Below are 15575 nucleotides of genomic sequence, written 5' to 3' on the forward strand. Positions count from 1 at the left end.
GTGGCGCCCGACGCCGCCGCGGGCCACGAGGCGGGCTCGCCCGCTCCGCGCTCCGAGCGGCCCGACCTCCGCACCTCCGACCCCTCGGTCATGCGGGCGCTCGCCCACCCGCTCCGCATGGAGATCCTGGACATCCTCGACGACCTCGACGAGGCCACCGCGAGCGAGGTCGCGGAGCGGACCGGCCAGACCGTGGCGAACTGCTCATTCCACCTCCGATCGCTCGAGAAGGCCGGCTTCGTGGAGCGCGGCGCCCCCCGCGGGCGCGAGAAGCCGTGGCGGCCCGCCCACCGCAACCGTGACCTGCGGCCCGACCCGACCGACCTCGACTCCGTCACGCAGGCCGGGGCGGTGGGATCGGTCGTCGTCCAGCGCGAGGCCGCCCGGGTGGTCGACGTCCTCTCGCGCGGCGCGCTGTCCGACCCGGAGTGGATCGACGCGGTCACCATCACCACGTCGAGGTTCTGGGCCTCGGCGGAGGAGATGAAGGCGCTCGCCCTCGAGCTGCAGAGGATCACCGACCGGTTCGCCGGTCGGGGTGACGACCCCTCGAAGCGCCCCGAGGGTGCCCGGGTCGGCCGCCTGTTCGTCACGCTGAACCCCGAGCCCGACGACGCCGCACGCGGCGGGCAGGCGTGAGCGAGCAGGTCGCTGGCGACGTCGGTCCGCCGCCGCCCGCACCTCCCGTCCCGCCGCCGCCCGCCAGCGACCCCGCTCCGCCCGCCGGCGACCCAGCGCCCGCAGGACGCCCCGGGCGCGCCTCGCGCCTGCCGCTCGCGATGCGCCACGCGCCGTTCCGCCGCCTCTCGCTCGCGTGGATCACCACCAACCTCGGCGACAGCGCGCTGTACCTCGCCCTCGCCGTCTGGGTGAAGGAGCTCACCGGGTCCGACGGCGCAGCCGGGCTCGTGTTCGCGGCGCTCGGGCTGCCGGCCCTCCTCGCGCCGCTGGCCGGGCAGATCGCCGACCGGATGTCGCGCCGGCGGCTCCTCGTCCTCGCCAACCTGGCGACCGCCGTCGTCGTCCTCACGATGTTCGCGGTGCGCGGTCCGGGGGACGTCTGGGTCATCTACGTCGCGACGTTCCTCTACGGGCTCGCGGGGTACGTCACCGCGGCTGCGCAGTCCGGCCTGCTGCGCGACATGCTGTCCGACGACGAGCTGCCCGGCGCGACCGGGATGTACTCGACGATCGACCAGGGTCTGCGCCTCGTCAGCCCGCTGCTCGGCACCGGCCTGTACGCGCTCGCCGGCCCGCAGGCCGTGCTCGTGCTGACCGCGGCGTGCTTCGTGGTCACCGCGATGCTCCTGCTCACGATCCGCCTCACCGAGACGCCGCCCCAGCCCGCCCACGAACGCGGCGGGTACTGGCACGAGGTCAGCGCGGGGTTCCGGACCCTCGCGGGAGAGTCGACGCTGCGACTGCTCACCGTCGTCATCGCCGTGGCGTTCGGGATCACGGGCCTGCTCAACGTGGCGATCTTCCCGATGCTCGAGCAGGGGATCGGGGTCGGGGTGCAGGCGCTCGGCATCGCCGTCACCGTGCAGGGGCTCGGTGCCCTCGTGGGCGGACTCACCTCGGCGGCGATCGTGCGCCGGATCGGTGAGCGCCGGCTCGTCGGGCTAGGGCTGCTCGACATGGGCCTGGGGCTCGCGTTCGGCGTCCTGGTCGTGCTGCTGGTCCCCGCCGGGCATCCGGCGGGGCTGCCCCTCGCGTCCCTGGCGCTCTCGGTGGTGGGGCTGGGGATCCCGTGGGTCGTCGTCGGCGTCTCGACGTACCGCATGCGTGTCACGCCCGCCACGTTGCAGGGACGGACCTCCGCCGCGATGAACCTGTCGTTCAACGGCCCGCAGACCCTCGCGACCCTCGTCGGCGCGGCGGTCATCGCCGTCGTCGACTACCGGCTGCTCCTGGGCGTGTGCGCCGTGGTGATCGTGGCGTGCGCCGTGGCCTGCCGGCCGTTGACGCCGGACGGCGCGCGACCTGCCGTGCCCTGACCTCGGGGCCGCCCCGGGGGCCGGATCACCCCGCGTGGTAGTCGGGGTCGATCTCCTCCGGCGTGCGCCCGAGGACGTGCGCGACCTGCTCGACGACGACGTCGCGCACCAGGACGGCGATCTCCACGTCGGTCTCGGCCCGGGCGGCCACCGGTCGCCGGTAGACGACGACGCGGTGCCCGAGCCCGGAGACGGCGTCGGCGGGGAAATACCGGCCGAGCGGGACGCCGCCGTCCTCCCAGGGCGCCGGGTCCGACGGTGGGACCTCCTCGACGCCGAACTCGATCCCGGCGAGCTCCTTCTCCCACCGGCGCTCGAGGTCCTCGACGGCGTCGAGCACGGCGTCGTCGAACCGCTGCGCCCGCGTGCGGGCGGCGGGCATCGTCGGGGGGAGCAGGGGTCCGCGGAGCCCACGGCCGCGGCGGTCCCGCCGGCGCGAGCCGCGCCGCGACGGGATCGCGAGCGCCGTGGGGTCGACCTCCGGGGCGGGCGAGGGGCGGCGCGGGGTCCGTCGCGACTCACGGTGCTGACGCGTCACGGTGCCAGCGTACGGCGCGTCGTCCGCTCCGGCGGCGTGCCCGACGGCGCGATGTCGGGCCCGCGCGGTACCGTCGTCGCCTGTGAGGCCCATTCGTCAGTGCACCCGTGCCACGTGCTCCCAGCCGGCCGTGGCGACCCTGACGTACGTGTACTCGGACTCGACGGCGGTCCTCGGGCCGCTCGCCACGCACGCCGAGCCGCACTCCTACGACCTGTGCGGCCAGCACGCCGAGCGTCTGACGGCGCCGCGCGGCTGGGAGGTCGTGCGGCTCGCGACGGAGTTCGCGCCGGCACCGCCCAGCTCGGACGACCTCGTGGCCCTGGCCGACGCGGTCCGGGAGGCCTCCCGTGCCCTGCCGGCGGCGTCGGCCCCGGCGGCGCGCCCGGGCTCGTCCGCGGCGCCCGCCCCGGTCACCATGCCCCGCCCCGCCCCCGAGACCGGGCGGCGTGGCCATCTCCGGGTGCTGCGCGGCGAGGGCGAGTAGGCTCGGCGCCATGAACCGTCACGTGCAGCGCACGACGACGCCGGAGGACCTCCGGCGCACGTCGCTCGTCTAGCACCCAGACGGACCACCACGCCCCGGGGAGTCGACCCCGGGGCGTTCGTCGTCTTCGCAGGTTCGACCTCTCTGGGCCGAACCGGGAGAAGCCGCACCATGACCATCGATCACCGACGGCTCGGCCGCGACCTCGGCCTGTTCGCCACCAGCGCCGAGGTCGGCGCCGGGCTGCCGCTCTGGCTCCCGGACGGCGCCGTCATCCGCGGGGAGCTCGAGGCGTTCTCGCTCGAGCAGGCGCTCGCCTCGGGGTGCCGGCGGGTGTACACCCCCGTGCTCGCGAAGCGCTCCCTGTTCGAGCGCTCCGGGCACTGGGCGAAGTTCTCCGGCGAGATGTTCCCGGAGATGCCGCTCGGCGGCGAGAGCCTCGTGCTCCGACCCGTCAACTGCCCGCACCACACCCAGGTCTTCGCCGCCGAGGGCCGCAGCTACCGCGACCTGCCGTTCCGGCTGGCGGAGGTGGGCTCGATGTTCCGGAGCGAGCTGTCCGGCGTCGTCGGCGGCCTCTCCCGCGTGCGGCAGATCAACCTCGACGACGCGCACTCGTTCTGCGCGCCCGACCAGGTCGCGGACGAGGTGGCGCTCGCGCTGCGGGCGATCCGGCACTGCTACGACGTGCTCGGCATCGACGTCGCGTACTACCGGCTGTCGGTGCGCGGCGACAGTGGCAGCTACCTGGGCGACGACGCGTCCTGGCACCGCAGCGAGCGGTACCTGCGCGAGGCCCTGGACGAGCTGGGCCTGCCGTACGAGCGGGTCGAGGGGGAGGCGGCGATCTACGGCCCCAAGATCGACGTCCAGGTGGCGGACGCCCGCGGCCGCGAGGAGACGCTGTCCACCGTGCAGGTCGACGAGCAGATGCCCGGACGATTCGGCCTCACCTACACCGGCGACGACGGCGCGCGCCACCGCCCCGTGCTGGTCCACCGCGGCCTGCTCAGCTCGATGGAGCGCATGACCGCGCTGCTGGTCGAGCTCCACGACGGCCGGATGCCGACCTGGCTCGCCCCGGTGCAGGTGCGCGTCCTCCCGGTGGCGGACCGCCACGCCGACGCCGCCGGTGCCCTGCGCGACGAGCTCGCCCGGGCGGGCGTGCGCGCGGAGGTCAGCCACGACGGCTCGCTGGGACGGCGCATCCGGGACGCGCGCGAGCGCCGCGACACCTATCTCGCGGTGCTGGGCGACGGCGAGCTCGCGTCCGGCACCGTGGACGTCACGGCGCCGGCGACCCAGGTACGGGCCGCACCGGCCGTCGCCGCGTTCGTGCGGGAGCTCGCGGCGGAGATCCGGGAGCGACGGCGGGTGCCCGCCGCGCACGCTGCGCGCTGAGGGCGGCTCAGTCCGTGCGGCCGAGCGCCTGCGCGGCGAGTGCCGGCACGTCGGTGATGATGCCCGTGGCACCGAGCTCGACCTGGGCGAGCATCGACCCGGCGTCGTCGACGGTGTACACCCACACCGGCAGGTCGGCGGCGCTCGCGAGCGCGACGCCGTCGGCCGTGAGGTTGGCGTAGTTCGTCACGATGCCGCTGGCGTGGTCGGCGATGCCGTCGACCCATGCCGCGTCGGGGATGGCGTCGACGATCGGCCAGGCCGGGACGTCGGGCCGCAGGTCGTGGAACGCCCGCGTCGCGTCGACGTCGAACGAGCTGACGACGACGAGGCCGGCGTCGACGAGCGGCGCCCACGCCTCGGTCGACAGCGCGTCGGCCACGACCTGCTCGACCCCGGGGGAGTTCTCGGGGGCCTTGAGCTCGATGTCGACGCCGATATCCGGTCCCACGGTCAGCGCGGCGTCGTCCAGGCTCGCGATCGGCGTCCCGGCGAACTCGTCGCGGAAGAACGCTCCGGCGTCGAGCTGCTGGAGCTCCGCCCACGTGAACGACGTGATGGGGTCGTCCACGCGGTCGGGGAACACGTCGGCGACGTTCGTCGTCCGCTCCGCCGTGTCGTCGTGGAAGAGGAACGGCACGCCGTCCGCCGAGAGCTGGACGTCGACCTCGATGAGGTCTACGCCCGCCTCGGCTCCCGCCTCGAACGACGGCACGGTGTTCTCCGGAGCGACGTCGGCGGCCCCCCGGTGCCCGACGAGCGTGACGTCGGCGGTGGCCGCGGCGCTCGCGTCCGGCGACGCGGTGGAGGTCGCGTCCTCCTGGGTCCCGGCCGGTGCCGCGCACCCTGCGGTCGCGACGAGCAGGACGGCGGCGGGCAGCCACCAGCGCTTCTTCATGGTGCTCCTGGGATCTGGTCGGCGACCTCGGCGTCCGACGACGGCGCCCGTCACCGTAGCGCACCGCCGCGTACGATCACCGGACGGACGGCGGGGCGACGAGAGGACGAGGCGAGCGTGGAGATCGAGGAGTGGGTGCGCGGCATCCTGCGGTGCCCGGTCACGGGCACGGAGCTGGTGGACGACGTCGGGCCGGACGGGCTGCCCGAGCTGCGCAACACCGCGCCGGACCGCCCGCTCGCCTACCCCGTGCGTGACGGCGTCCCCGTCCTGCTGGCCGACGAGGCGCGCGAGGTCAGCGCCTGACCCGACGCCGACGTCGCCCGAGGGTCGCCGCACCGACACGTGTCGGTGGCCGGAAGTTCATCTCGCAGGGCGATCCTTCCGGCGACGCGCGTGCACCGGTGTGGGCCCGGTCACGCCCGCTCCCCGGGGTATCCTGACTCGGCTCGCCCGAGCGACGCGGGGGGCGAAGCGCACCGAGCGCCCACCGGACGATGAACAGGGTGGCGAGTGAACACACTGCAGAACGTCGTGCTCCCGATCGAGCGCGATGCGGACCTCCTGGCGCTGTACGTCGACGCCCGGGAACCAGGTCCGCTCGTGGCCGTCGAGGAGGAGATCGAGGCGGAGGACCTCTTCGAGCGACTCGAGGAGACCGCCGACCGTGAGGCGTCCGCCGAGGAGAGCAGGGCCCTCGACGGCATCGGCTCCCGGCACCGGATCGACGTCGCCGGGGGAGACACGCTCTCCTTCGCCACCTACTTCAACGCGTTCCCGGCCTCCTACTGGCGGCGCTGGACGGCCGTGCGTCACGTGCGGCTCGTGCTGGAGCTCGCGGGCGCCGGCACCGTGCACGTGCACCGCTCGGACGCCACGGGGGAGAGCACGCTCGTCGCGAGCGAGCGCGTGGCGACGTCGGTCGACGACGGCGTCGCGCGCGTCAGCGTCGACCTCGATCTGCGCGGTTTCGGCAAGGGCGGCTGGTACTGGTTCGACCTCGCCGCCGAGGCCGAGGGCCTCAGCCTGCACCGCGGCCGGTGGGAGACCGACGCCGCGCCCCTGCGCACCGGGAAGGTGTGCCTGGGCATCACCACGGTGAACAAGGCCGACTACTGCGTCGCGTCGCTGCGCCGGCTCGCCGACGACGCGGACATGCTCGACGACGTCGACGTCGTCTACGTCGTCGACCAGGGCACGAAGAAGCTGCGCGACGAGCCGGGGTTCGACGAGGTCGCCGCCCGGCTGGGGGACCAGCTCGAGGTGATCGAGCAGGCCAACCTCGGCGGGTCCGGGGGCTTCTCCCGCTCGATGCTGGAGACGCTCAAGCGGCCCGAGGCCGACTTCGTGCTGCTCCTGGACGACGACGTCGTGGTCGAGACCGAGTCCGTGCTGCGCGCCGTCCGGTTCGCGCGCCACACGTCGCAGCCCGTGATCGTGGGCGGGCACATGTTCGACCTCAACCACCGGTCGGTGCTGCACGCGTACAGCGAGATCGTCGACATGGGGCCGTTCATGTGGGGCTCCCGCTCCGCGCGCGAGGAGCGGCACGACTTCGCGACCGCGTCGCTGCGCGAGACGGGGTGGCTGCACCGCCGTCAGGAGAGCGACTACAACGGCTGGTGGATGTGCCTCATCCCCACGGTGGTGCTGGAGGACGTCGGTCTCGCGGCGCCGCTCTTCCTCAAGTGGGACGACTCGGAGTTCGGGCTGCGCGCGAAGCACGCCGGCTACCCGACCGTGTCGATGCCCGGCGTGGCCCTGTGGCACATCTCCTGGCTCGACAAGGACGACGGCATCGAGTGGCAGGCGTACTTCCACGAGCGCAACCGCGTGATCTCGGCGCTCCTGCAGTCGGAGGCGCCCGGCGGCGGCTGGCTCCTTCAGGACAGCCAGCGGCAGGACGTCAAGCACCTCGTGTCCATGCAGTACTACACGGTCGCGCTGCGGCACGCCGCCCTGCGTGACGTGCTGGCCGGCCCGGACGTGCTGCACGACATGCTGCCCGGGCGCATCGCCGAGGTGCGGGCCATGACGGCGTCGCACCCGGAGACGGTGCGCCACGACCCCGAGGACATCCCGGCGCCGACGGCGTGGACACCGCGTTACCGTGCCCCCATGGAAGGCTGGCCGCGCGGCTGGCGCCTCGGACCGTTCACCGCCGTCCAGGTGCTGCGGCACGGGCTGCTGCCGGCACCGGCGTCCGCCGCCGAGCGGCCCCAGGTGGAGTTCGCACCCCGGTACGGCACCTGGTGGCGCGTGCCGCGCTACGACAGCGCCCTCGTGCCGACGGCCGACCGGACGGCGCGGTACTGGTACCGGCGCGACCGGGCGAAGTTCCGCCGTCAGCTCCTCGACAGCGTGCGCCTGCACCGGCGGGTGCGGCGGGACTGGGACGGCCTGAGCGAGACGTACCGCTCGGCGCTGGCCCGGATCACCTCCCCCGAGGCGTGGGCGGCGACGTTCGGCGTCGACGCTCCGGCGCCGCTCGTCCGGGTGAGCGCCACCACGGAGGCGCCCCCCGCCGTCGGCCCGGAGGATCGCCAGTGACAGCCACCCACGATCGCATCCGGTCGGTCGCGTCGGCGAACAAGCTGCGGACGCGACCGGGCGCCGTCTGGCGCAACCGGTCGATCCTGACGCTGCTCGTGAAGCGGGATCTCACCGTCCGTTACGCGAACTCGCTGCTCGGGTACGTGTGGTCCATCCTGGACCCGCTGCTCATGAGCGCCGTGTACTGGTTCGTCTTCACGAAGATCTTCCACCGCGACGTCGGCGTCGAGCCGTACATCATCTTCCTGCTCGCGGCGCTGCTGCCGTGGACGTGGTTCCAGAACTCGGTGGGTGACTCCTCGCACGCGCTGCAGCACGAGTCCCGCCTCGTCCGTTCGACGTCGTTGCCACGCGAGCTGTGGGCGCTGCGGATCGTGATGTCCAAGGGCGTGGAGTTCTCGTTCAGCATCCCCGTCCTCATCATCCTCATCCTCATCTTCCACCCGACGCTCACGGTGTACGCGTGGCTCTTCCCGGTGGCGATGCTCGTGCAGGCGGTCCTGCTCACAGGGATCGCGCTCCTGCTCTCCCCGCTCACGGTGCTGCTGCGTGACATCGACCCGCTCGTGAAGATCGGGATGCGGTTCATGTTCTACGTGTCGCCGATCATCTACGGCATCAACGACGTCAACGACATGGCCGCGCCCCAGATCCTCAAGGACGTCTACATCTTCAACCCCATGGCCGGCATCCTCTCGACCTACCGGGCGGCGTTCTTCACCGAGGAGATGCACTGGGACGCGTTCCTCATCTCCGCGGTGATCGCCGTCGTCGTCCTGATCGTCGGGCAGCTGACGTTCTCCCGGCTCGAGCGTTCCGTGCTGAAGGAGCTCTAGATGGTCCAGCTCATCGAGCCGACGACGGCGCGCGGTCAGACGGTCATCACGGTCGAGGACGTCGGCGTCCAGTTCATCCTCGGGCGGCGCAACATGGGTCTGCGTGAGCTCATCCTGCGCCCCGGGAAGGGCACCGTCCCGACCACCAAGTTCTGGGCGCTGCGCAACGTCTCGTTCGAGGTGAACGCCGGCGAGGCGATCGGCGTCATCGGGCGGAACGGGCAGGGGAAGTCGACGCTGCTCAAGCTCGTGGCCGGCGTCCTCATCCCCGACGAGGGCCGCGTGGAGGTGCGCGGCGACGTCTCGCCGCTCATCGAGATCACCGGCGGGTTCGTCAACGACCTGACCGGGCGCGAGAACATCTACCTCGCGGCCGGACTGCACGGGATGAAGAAGGCGGAGATCGACGAGAAGTTCGACGAGATCGTCGACTTCGCCGAGGTGCGCGACTTCCTCGACACCCCGTACCGGCACTACTCGTCCGGGATGAAGGTGCGTCTCGCCTTCTCGGTCGTGTCCCAGCTCGACGGGCAGATCCTGCTCGTCGACGAGGTGCTCGCGGTGGGCGACAAGCGGTTCCGGGAGAAGTGCTACAACCGGATCGACGAGCTCCTCAGCGTCGGCCGCACGCTGTTCCTCGTCTCGCACAGCGCGAGCGACCTCCAGCGGTTCTGCAGCCGCGGCCTGTACCTGCGCAGCGGCGAGCTGCGGGCCGACGGGCCGATCGACGCCGTCCTCGAGCAGTACGCGCAAGAGGGCTGAGCGGCGGCGATACGATCTCGGCTGGTTCCCTCCGGCGGGCGGGAGCACGAGGACCCGCGCTCGGCGGGCACGGGAGGGGACCAGATGTCCACCCAGGGTGGAACCAGGGCGATCGTCGCGGCGCTGCTCGCGAACACCGGTATCGCGATCACCAAGTTCATCGCGTACCTGCTCACGCAGTCCTCGTCGATGCTGGCCGAGTCCGTGCACTCCGTGGCCGACGCCGGGAACCAGCTCCTGCTACTGCTCGGCGGCAAGCGGGCGCAGCGCGCCGCCGACTCCGAGCACCCCTTCGGGTACGGGCGCTCGCGCTACTTCTACGCGTTCCTCGTGGCGGTCATCCTCTTCAGCGTCGGTGGCCTGTTCGCGCTGTACGAGGCGTACGAGAAGTTCTTCTCGCCGCACCCCATCGAGGGCAGGTGGTGGTGGGTGCCGCTCGCGGTCCTCGTCATCGCGATCGGCATGGAGTCGTTCTCCCTGCGGACGGCCGTGCACGAGGCGCTGCCGCACAAGGGCACGCAGTCCTGGTGGGGCTTCATCCGCACGTCGAAGTCACCGGAACTGCCGGTGGTCCTGCTGGAGGACATCGGGGCGCTGCTCGGCCTGGTGTTCGCCATGTTCGGCGTCTCGATGACGCTCCTCACGCACGACGGCCGCTGGGACGCCGTCGGATCCGCGGCGATCGGCCTCCTGCTCATCACGATCGCCATCGTGCTGGCGCTCGAGACGAAGTCGCTGCTGCTGGGCGAGGCCGCCTCGAAGCGGGACCTCGACGCGGTGCGCGCGGCCCTCGTGGGCGAGGGCGTCACGTCGGTGATCCACCTCAAGACCCAGCACATCGGGCCCGAGGAGCTGCTCGTCGCGGCGAAGATCGAGGTGCCGGCGGCGTCGTCCGCAGCCGACGTCGCGCGGGCGATCGATGCTGCCGAGGCACGGGTGCGCGACGCTGTGCCGATCGCGCGGGCCATCTACCTCGAGCCGGACCTGCGGCGGGCCGTGGACGCCGCGGCCGCGCCGGGCGGCGAGCCCGCCGAGCCAGCCGGGCCGGCACCCGACGCTGCGCCGCCGTCGTCGCCTCCGCCGGGTCACTGACCGGCGCGTGACGCTCCCGCCGGGCCGAACGCGTATCGACGTCGGTACTCCGTGGGCGTCATGCCGTACACGCCGCGGAACCGACGGCTGGCGTAGTTCGGGTCCGACCACCCGACCGCCCGCCCGACCGCGGCGACGGGAGCGGCCGTCCGCACGAGGAGGACGGCCGCCCGCTCGGCCCGTGCCCCGGCGAGCCAGCCCATCGGCGTCGTGCCGAGCTGGTCGGAGAAGCGCCGGTGCAGGTGGGAGACGGACACGTGGCTGACGGCGGCGAGCTCCGCGACGGTCCAGGCGCGCGCGACGTCGTCGGTCATCGAGGTCAGCGCCCTGGCCACGGCCGGGTCGATCGCCGGGATGCGGGACGGCGTCGACCATGACACGAGCAGCTCCCCGAGGGCGCAGCCGAGAAGGCTCCGCCGCAGGACCCCACCCGGGACGCCGTCGGGAACGACGCCGGCGAGCTCGTCGAGCCGGATGGCGACCGCCTCGAGCGTGGACTCCGGCAACGGGATCGACGAGTCGCCGCCGGCGAGGAGGAGGCGCGCGAGCCGGGCGTCGTCGAGCACCCACGCCAGGTCGCGACGGAGCAGCTCCTGGCCGATGTAGACGTTGTACGCCTCGAGACGCCGGCAGGCGCTGAACGCGTGCCACGTGCCCGGGCGTACGGCGAGCACGTCACCGCGCCCGATCGGGCGGCGGTCGGTCCGGGTCACGTACTCGGCGGCCCCGTCGATCACGAACGTGAGCTCGACGAAGTCGTGAGTGTGCGCGGGCACGTCGCTCGTGACGCGCAGCCGCTGGGCGGTCACCGGGTAGTCGACGTCGGCGAAGACCTCGGCGCGGCTCATCTGCAGCACGAGCCCATCGTCGTCGACCGAGCAGGATCGTGCTACCCCCAGGCAGGAGCGTCCTAGATCTGGTCGACCGATGCGACGATCGTGGCGGTCGAGGGGCCGCCCGGTCCTACGAGGAGGACGACGATGACCACCGCCGCGCCACCGAGCCGCCAGCTGGACGACGCGACAGTCGCCCGGTACCGCGAGGACGGCTTCGTGCACGTCCCGCAGGTGCTGACCACCGAGGAGGTCGCGACGTACCGCGCCGCGGTCCAGCAGGTGTACGAGACCCAGGAGAGCACGCACCCCGGAGACGCCACGTTCACGCAGGTCGTCAACGTGTGGGAGTCGAACGAGGCCCTGCGCGACCTCACCTTCCACCCGGTGCTCGCCCAGCTCGCCACCGAGCTCGCCGGCATCCCGCTGCGGATCTGGCACGACCAGCTCCTCGCGAAGAAGCCGCACAACGGCGCCGCCACCGAGTTCCACCAGGACGGTCCGTACTGGCCGCACGACCACAGCCGCCACAGCCTGTCGGCCTGGATCGCGCTCGTGGACGTGCCGGTGGAGCGCGGCTGCATGTCGTTCATCCCGGGTCGGCACGACCGGCACGACATCCGCGCCATCGACCTGCGCGACGCGACCGACCTGTTCGACGCCGCGCCCGACCTCGCGTACGAGCCCCGCGTCACGATCCCGCTGCGGGCCGGCGACGTGACGTTCCACCACGCGTACACGCCGCACACGGCGAACGCGAACGACACCGACGAGTTCCGCTGGGCGTTCGTGAACATCTACGTCGACCGGGACGTGCTCTACAACGGAGAGTCGCATCCCTGCACGGACACGCTCGATCTCCGCGTGGACACCCGGCTGCCGGACGAGCACTTCCCGCCCGTGCCCTGACCGCCGCACCCTGCCACCCGTCGACGCACGAAGGCCGCGGCGGGAGGGATCTCGTCCCTCCCGCCGCGGCCCCGGCGTGATCGTCGAGGTCAGCCCTCGGCGCCCTCCTCGGCCGCAGCCTTGAGGTCGTCGACGAACGTCGGGTTCTCCTCGAGCCACGCGTCGACGGCGTCCGCCTCGGACGCGTACTCGTCCGAGTTGAACATCATGTTCTCGAGCGAGAACAGCTGCTCGTCGGTCATCGTGAACGCGCCGATCCAGGTGGTCAGCGTCGGGTAGCGCTCCTCGAAGTCGGCGGACCCGAACGTGTGGATCGACTCGGACTCGCCGAGCGTGCCCTCCGGGTCCTCGAGGTTGCGGACCGGGAACTCGTCGTAGGCCCAGTGCGGCCGCCAGAGCGTCACGGCGATGTTCTCGCCGGCGTCGGTGGCGCTGCGCAGCTCGGCGAGCATCGCCGGCGTCGAGGAGATGACGAACTCCATGTCCTCGAGGCCGTACGTCGGGATGACGGCGTCCTGCGTGGTGGTCGTCAGCCCGGCGCCGGCGTCGATCCCGACGAGCCGGTTGCCGTACTCGTCGGCCATGCCGGCGAGGTCCTCCAGCGACTGGGCGGGGGAGTCCTCGTTCACGGCGATCGTGAGCTCGGCGCCCTCGTACCAGACGCCGAGGTCGGTGAGGTCCTCGCCGTACGTCTCGAAGTACTCGGCGTGGGTCAGCGGGAGCCAGCCGTCGAACAGCAGGTCGTACCCGCCGCCGGCGAGCGACGTGAAGATCGGGCCGATGTCGGCGTCCTCGGTCTCCACCTCGTAGCCCTCGTCCTCCAGGATCGCCGCCCACAGGTGCGAGACGGCGATGCCCTCGTCCCAGCCGGCGGGGATGCCGATCGAGACGGAGGTCTCGTCGCCGGCCGGCGTCTCGGCGCCGCCGTCCTCGCCGCCGTCGTCGCCCGAGGCGCAGGCGGTGAGGGCGAGAGCGAGGGCCGCGGCGCCGGCCGCGGCTGCGGTCAGCTTGCGAGTCGTTCGGGTGATGCGCATGTGTCCTTTCCTGGGCCGGCGCTCGGACCGCGCCGACCGGTGATCGGGTGGTGTGTGCTCACGCCCGAGAGGCCTTGGCGGCCCTCGCGACGGGTGAGCGTTCCCCGAGACCCGCAGTCACGCGGTCGAGGAAGATGGCGAGGATCACGACGGCGAGCCCGGCCTCGAAGCCGGGGCCGATCCGCACGCGCTGGAGCGCGCTCACGACGTCGTTCCCGAGACCGCCCGCGCCGACCAGGCCGGCGACGACGACCATCGACAGCGCGAGCATGATGACCTGGTTGACGCCGGCCATGATGGTCGGCATCGCCAGCGGGATCTGGATCTGCCGCAGGATGCGGCCGCGCGAGGAGCCGAACGCCTCCCCGGCCTCGACGACCTCGCTGTCGACCTGCCGGATGCCGAGCTCCGTGAACCGCACCCCGGGCGCGATCGCGAAGATCACCGTCGCGACGATGCCCGGCACGGCACCGGTGAGGAAGATGATGACCGTCGGGATGAGGTAGACGAACGCGGGCAGCGTCTGCAGGAAGTCCATCACCGGGCGCAGGATCCGGGAGACCGTCGCGTTGCGGGCCGCCCAGATGCCGAGCGGGATGCCGATGGCGAGGGCGATGAACGAGGCCAGGAGCACGAGCGCGAGCGTGTCCATCGCGCTGGACCACAGGCCCATGCCGTAGATGACGAACAGGCCGACGGCGGAACCCGCCGCGAGCTTCCAGCCGCGGGCGAGGAACGCGATCGCGACCAGGATCACGGCGACCACATAGAACGGCGGCGCGCCCAGAGCGTTGGCGAGGAAGTCGTAGGCCCCCTCGAGGACGGTCTTGACGAGCTGGAACAGCCAGCTGAACGTCGACGTGAGCCAGGAGATGAACGCGTCGGCCCACTCGCCGACGGGGATGCGGACGACGGGGTCGTTCACGAGGGCACCTCCTCGGGCGCGGTCGGGTCGGACGAGGCACCGACGAGCGCGTCGGCCGCCGGCACCTCCCCGTTCGTGGGACTCTCCGCGGGCGCCATCGCCTCGAGCAGCGTGACGCGGGGGACGACGCCGAGGAGCCTGCCGCCGTCGTCGACGACCGGCACCGGCAGCACCGACTCGGCGGCCGGCGCGAAGATCTCGGACAGCGGGGCGTCGGGGGAGACGGCCCGCTCGTCGGGTCGGACGATCTGGGCGATGCTCTCGGCGCCGGCGCGCTGGGCGGCGAGCACGGCGTCGTCCTGCACGACGCCACGGAACACGCGCTGCCGGTCGACGACGAACGCCGCCGACACCTGCGCGTCGTTCATCGTGCGCAGCGCCTGGCGGGGTCCGCCGCTCGCGGGGACGACGACCGTCGGCGGCCGCATGACCGACGACGCGGTGAGCACGCGTGTCCGGTCGACGTCGGCGACGAACTGCGCCACGTAGTCGGTGGCCGGGTCGGAGAGGATCTGCTCTGCCGTGCCGACCTGGACGATCCGGCCGTCGCGCATCATCGCGATGCGGTCGCCGAGGAACATGGCCTCGTTGAGGTCGTGCGTGATGAACACGATCGTCTTGCCCAGGCGGGCCTGCAGCTCGACGAGCTGCTCCTGCATCTCGCGGCGGATGAGCGGGTCGAGCGCGGAGAACGCCTCGTCCATCAGGAGGATCTCGGTGTCGGCGGCGAGCGCCCGGGCGAGGCCCACGCGCTGGCGCATGCCGCCGGACAGCGCTCCGGGGAGTGAGTTCTCCCAGCCGTCGAGGCCCACCATGCTCAGCGCCTCGGCAGCCCGCTCCAGCCGAGCCGCACGCTCGACACCCTGGATCTCCAGGGGGTACGCGGCGTTGTCGAGGACCGTGCGGTGGGGAAGGAGCGCGAAGTGCTGGAAGACCATCGAGACCTTCCGACGGCGGATCTCGCGCAGCCGGGCCGCGTTGACGTTGCTGAGGTCGTCGTCGCCCAGCAGGATCTGGCCGGCGCTGGGGCGCCACAGGCCGTTGAGCATGCGGATGAGCGTCGACTTCCCCGAGCCCGACAGGCCCATGACGACGAAGATCTCGCCGGCGGCCACCTCGAAGGAGGCGTCGATGACGGCGGCCGTGCCGAGAGGCTTGACCTCCTCCCGGGTCGCGCCGTCGGCGAGACGTCGTACGGCCTCGTGCTCGCGTCGTCCGAAGACCTTGTAGACGTGCTCGGCGCGGATCGCGTTCATGTCACCTCTCGGGGCGCGGCCGGGCGCGTCCGACAGAGGTCAGGACGGTCCGGG

Annotated in this window: 16 protein-coding genes; 10 read left to right on the forward strand and 6 right to left on the reverse strand. The window is 72.5% G+C overall.

What is annotated here, in order from left to right; genetic code table 11:
- Together BCAV_RS21495 and BCAV_RS06110 are read left to right on the forward strand one after the other, a co-directional pair.
- Entirely contained in the window at positions 1-639 is a 639-nt protein-coding gene (locus BCAV_RS21495; protein WP_015881712.1) for an ArsR/SmtB family transcription factor, read from the forward strand.
- The gene (locus tag BCAV_RS06110) at positions 636-1997 is read left to right on the forward strand and encodes an MFS transporter (protein ID WP_050761673.1); all 1362 of its coding nucleotides are present in this window, start codon (positions 636-638) and stop codon (positions 1995-1997) included. Before BCAV_RS21495 ends, BCAV_RS06110 begins: the two co-directional genes overlap by 4 nt.
- A gap of 25 nt (positions 1998-2022) precedes the next feature.
- Here BCAV_RS06110 and BCAV_RS23160 read toward each other — a convergent pair whose 3' ends face one another.
- A complete protein-coding gene (locus tag BCAV_RS23160; RefSeq protein WP_342617775.1) occupies positions 2023-2535 on the reverse strand; it encodes a metallopeptidase family protein in 513 nt (170 codons plus the stop codon).
- An 82-nt stretch (positions 2536-2617) separates the two neighbouring features.
- Here BCAV_RS23160 and BCAV_RS06120 point away from each other — a divergent pair, with 82 nt between their 5' ends.
- Both BCAV_RS06120 and thrS read left to right on the forward strand, forming a co-directional pair.
- Positions 2618-3022 carry a DUF3499 domain-containing protein gene (locus BCAV_RS06120; protein WP_015881715.1) on the forward strand — a complete coding sequence of 135 codons (405 nt, stop codon included), beginning with the start codon at positions 2618-2620 and terminating at the stop codon, positions 3020-3022.
- A 171-nt stretch (positions 3023-3193) separates the two neighbouring features.
- Entirely contained in the window at positions 3194-4423 is a 1230-nt protein-coding gene (thrS, locus tag BCAV_RS06125) for a threonine--tRNA ligase (protein ID WP_015881716.1), read from the forward strand.
- Between the two features lie 7 nt (positions 4424-4430).
- Here the strand turns inward: thrS and BCAV_RS06130 are convergent, their stop codons facing one another.
- The gene (locus BCAV_RS06130) at positions 4431-5321 is read right to left on the reverse strand and encodes a glycerophosphodiester phosphodiesterase (protein WP_015881717.1); all 891 of its coding nucleotides are present in this window, start codon (positions 5319-5321) and stop codon (positions 4431-4433) included.
- A 117-nt stretch (positions 5322-5438) separates the two neighbouring features.
- Here BCAV_RS06130 and BCAV_RS06135 point away from each other — a divergent pair, with 117 nt between their 5' ends.
- From BCAV_RS06135 to BCAV_RS06155, 5 genes are all read left to right on the forward strand, one after another.
- The gene (locus tag BCAV_RS06135) at positions 5439-5627 is read left to right on the forward strand and encodes a Trm112 family protein (protein ID WP_015881718.1); all 189 of its coding nucleotides are present in this window, start codon (positions 5439-5441) and stop codon (positions 5625-5627) included.
- A 207-nt stretch (positions 5628-5834) separates the two neighbouring features.
- A complete protein-coding gene (locus BCAV_RS06140; RefSeq protein ID WP_015881719.1) occupies positions 5835-7871 on the forward strand; it encodes a glycosyltransferase in 2037 nt (678 codons plus the stop codon).
- A complete protein-coding gene (locus BCAV_RS06145; RefSeq protein WP_015881720.1) occupies positions 7868-8710 on the forward strand; it encodes an ABC transporter permease in 843 nt (280 codons plus the stop codon). The genes BCAV_RS06140 and BCAV_RS06145 overlap by 4 nt, the downstream gene beginning before the upstream one ends.
- The gene (locus tag BCAV_RS06150; protein ID WP_015881721.1) at positions 8711-9472 is read left to right on the forward strand and encodes an ABC transporter ATP-binding protein; all 762 of its coding nucleotides are present in this window, start codon (positions 8711-8713) and stop codon (positions 9470-9472) included.
- Positions 9473-9556: 84 nt separating this feature from the next.
- Positions 9557-10564 carry a cation diffusion facilitator family transporter gene (locus tag BCAV_RS06155; RefSeq protein WP_015881722.1) on the forward strand — a complete coding sequence of 336 codons (1008 nt, stop codon included), beginning with the start codon at positions 9557-9559 and terminating at the stop codon, positions 10562-10564.
- On the opposite strand, the gene BCAV_RS06160 is transcribed toward BCAV_RS06155, so the two are convergent.
- On the reverse strand, positions 10558-11412 hold the full coding sequence (locus BCAV_RS06160) for a helix-turn-helix transcriptional regulator (protein WP_015881723.1): 855 nt from the start codon (positions 11410-11412) through the stop codon (positions 10558-10560). The two genes, BCAV_RS06155 and BCAV_RS06160, sit on opposite strands and share 7 nt — an antisense overlap.
- Positions 11413-11544: 132 nt before the next feature.
- Here BCAV_RS06160 and BCAV_RS06165 point away from each other — a divergent pair, with 132 nt between their 5' ends.
- Positions 11545-12306 carry a phytanoyl-CoA dioxygenase family protein gene (locus BCAV_RS06165; RefSeq protein WP_015881724.1) on the forward strand — a complete coding sequence of 254 codons (762 nt, stop codon included), beginning with the start codon at positions 11545-11547 and terminating at the stop codon, positions 12304-12306.
- An 89-nt stretch (positions 12307-12395) separates the two neighbouring features.
- Here the strand turns inward: BCAV_RS06165 and BCAV_RS06170 are convergent, their stop codons facing one another.
- Genes BCAV_RS06170 through BCAV_RS06180 form a run of 3 tightly spaced genes read right to left on the reverse strand, consistent with a single transcriptional unit; the run spans position 12396 to position 15521 of the window.
- On the reverse strand, positions 12396-13340 hold the full coding sequence (locus tag BCAV_RS06170) for a glycine betaine ABC transporter substrate-binding protein (RefSeq protein WP_015881725.1): 945 nt from the start codon (positions 13338-13340) through the stop codon (positions 12396-12398).
- 58 nt (positions 13341-13398) lie between these two features.
- Positions 13399-14265: an ABC transporter permease gene (locus BCAV_RS06175; protein ID WP_015881726.1), complete on the reverse strand. Its 867-nt coding sequence runs from the start codon at positions 14263-14265 to the stop codon at positions 13399-13401.
- Positions 14262-15521: a quaternary amine ABC transporter ATP-binding protein gene (locus BCAV_RS06180; RefSeq protein WP_015881727.1), complete on the reverse strand. Its 1260-nt coding sequence runs from the start codon at positions 15519-15521 to the stop codon at positions 14262-14264. The genes BCAV_RS06175 and BCAV_RS06180 overlap by 4 nt, the downstream gene beginning before the upstream one ends.
- Between the last annotated feature and the right edge of the window lie 54 nt (positions 15522-15575).

The organism is Beutenbergia cavernae DSM 12333, from assembly GCF_000023105.1.
Classification (GTDB): Bacteria; Actinomycetota; Actinomycetes; order Actinomycetales; family Beutenbergiaceae; genus Beutenbergia; species Beutenbergia cavernae.

What these genes read in the sequence shown, in the direction of transcription:
- thrS (WP_015881716.1), top strand. Translation starts at nt 3,194, where the DNA reads ATGACCATCGATCACCGACGGCTCGGCCGCGACCTCGGCCTGTTCGCC.
- BCAV_RS06130 (WP_015881717.1), bottom strand. Translation starts at nt 5,321, where the DNA reads ATGAAGAAGCGCTGGTGGCTGCCCGCCGCCGTCCTGCTCGTCGCGACC.
- BCAV_RS06150 (WP_015881721.1), top strand. Translation starts at nt 8,711, where the DNA reads ATGGTCCAGCTCATCGAGCCGACGACGGCGCGCGGTCAGACGGTCATC.
- BCAV_RS06155 (WP_015881722.1), top strand. Translation starts at nt 9,557, where the DNA reads ATGTCCACCCAGGGTGGAACCAGGGCGATCGTCGCGGCGCTGCTCGCG.
- BCAV_RS06160 (WP_015881723.1), bottom strand. Translation starts at nt 11,412, where the DNA reads ATGAGCCGCGCCGAGGTCTTCGCCGACGTCGACTACCCGGTGACCGCC.
- BCAV_RS06165 (WP_015881724.1), top strand. Translation starts at nt 11,545, where the DNA reads ATGACCACCGCCGCGCCACCGAGCCGCCAGCTGGACGACGCGACAGTC.
- BCAV_RS06170 (WP_015881725.1), bottom strand. Translation starts at nt 13,340, where the DNA reads ATGCGCATCACCCGAACGACTCGCAAGCTGACCGCAGCCGCGGCCGGC.
- BCAV_RS06180 (WP_015881727.1), bottom strand. Translation starts at nt 15,521, where the DNA reads ATGAACGCGATCCGCGCCGAGCACGTCTACAAGGTCTTCGGACGACGC.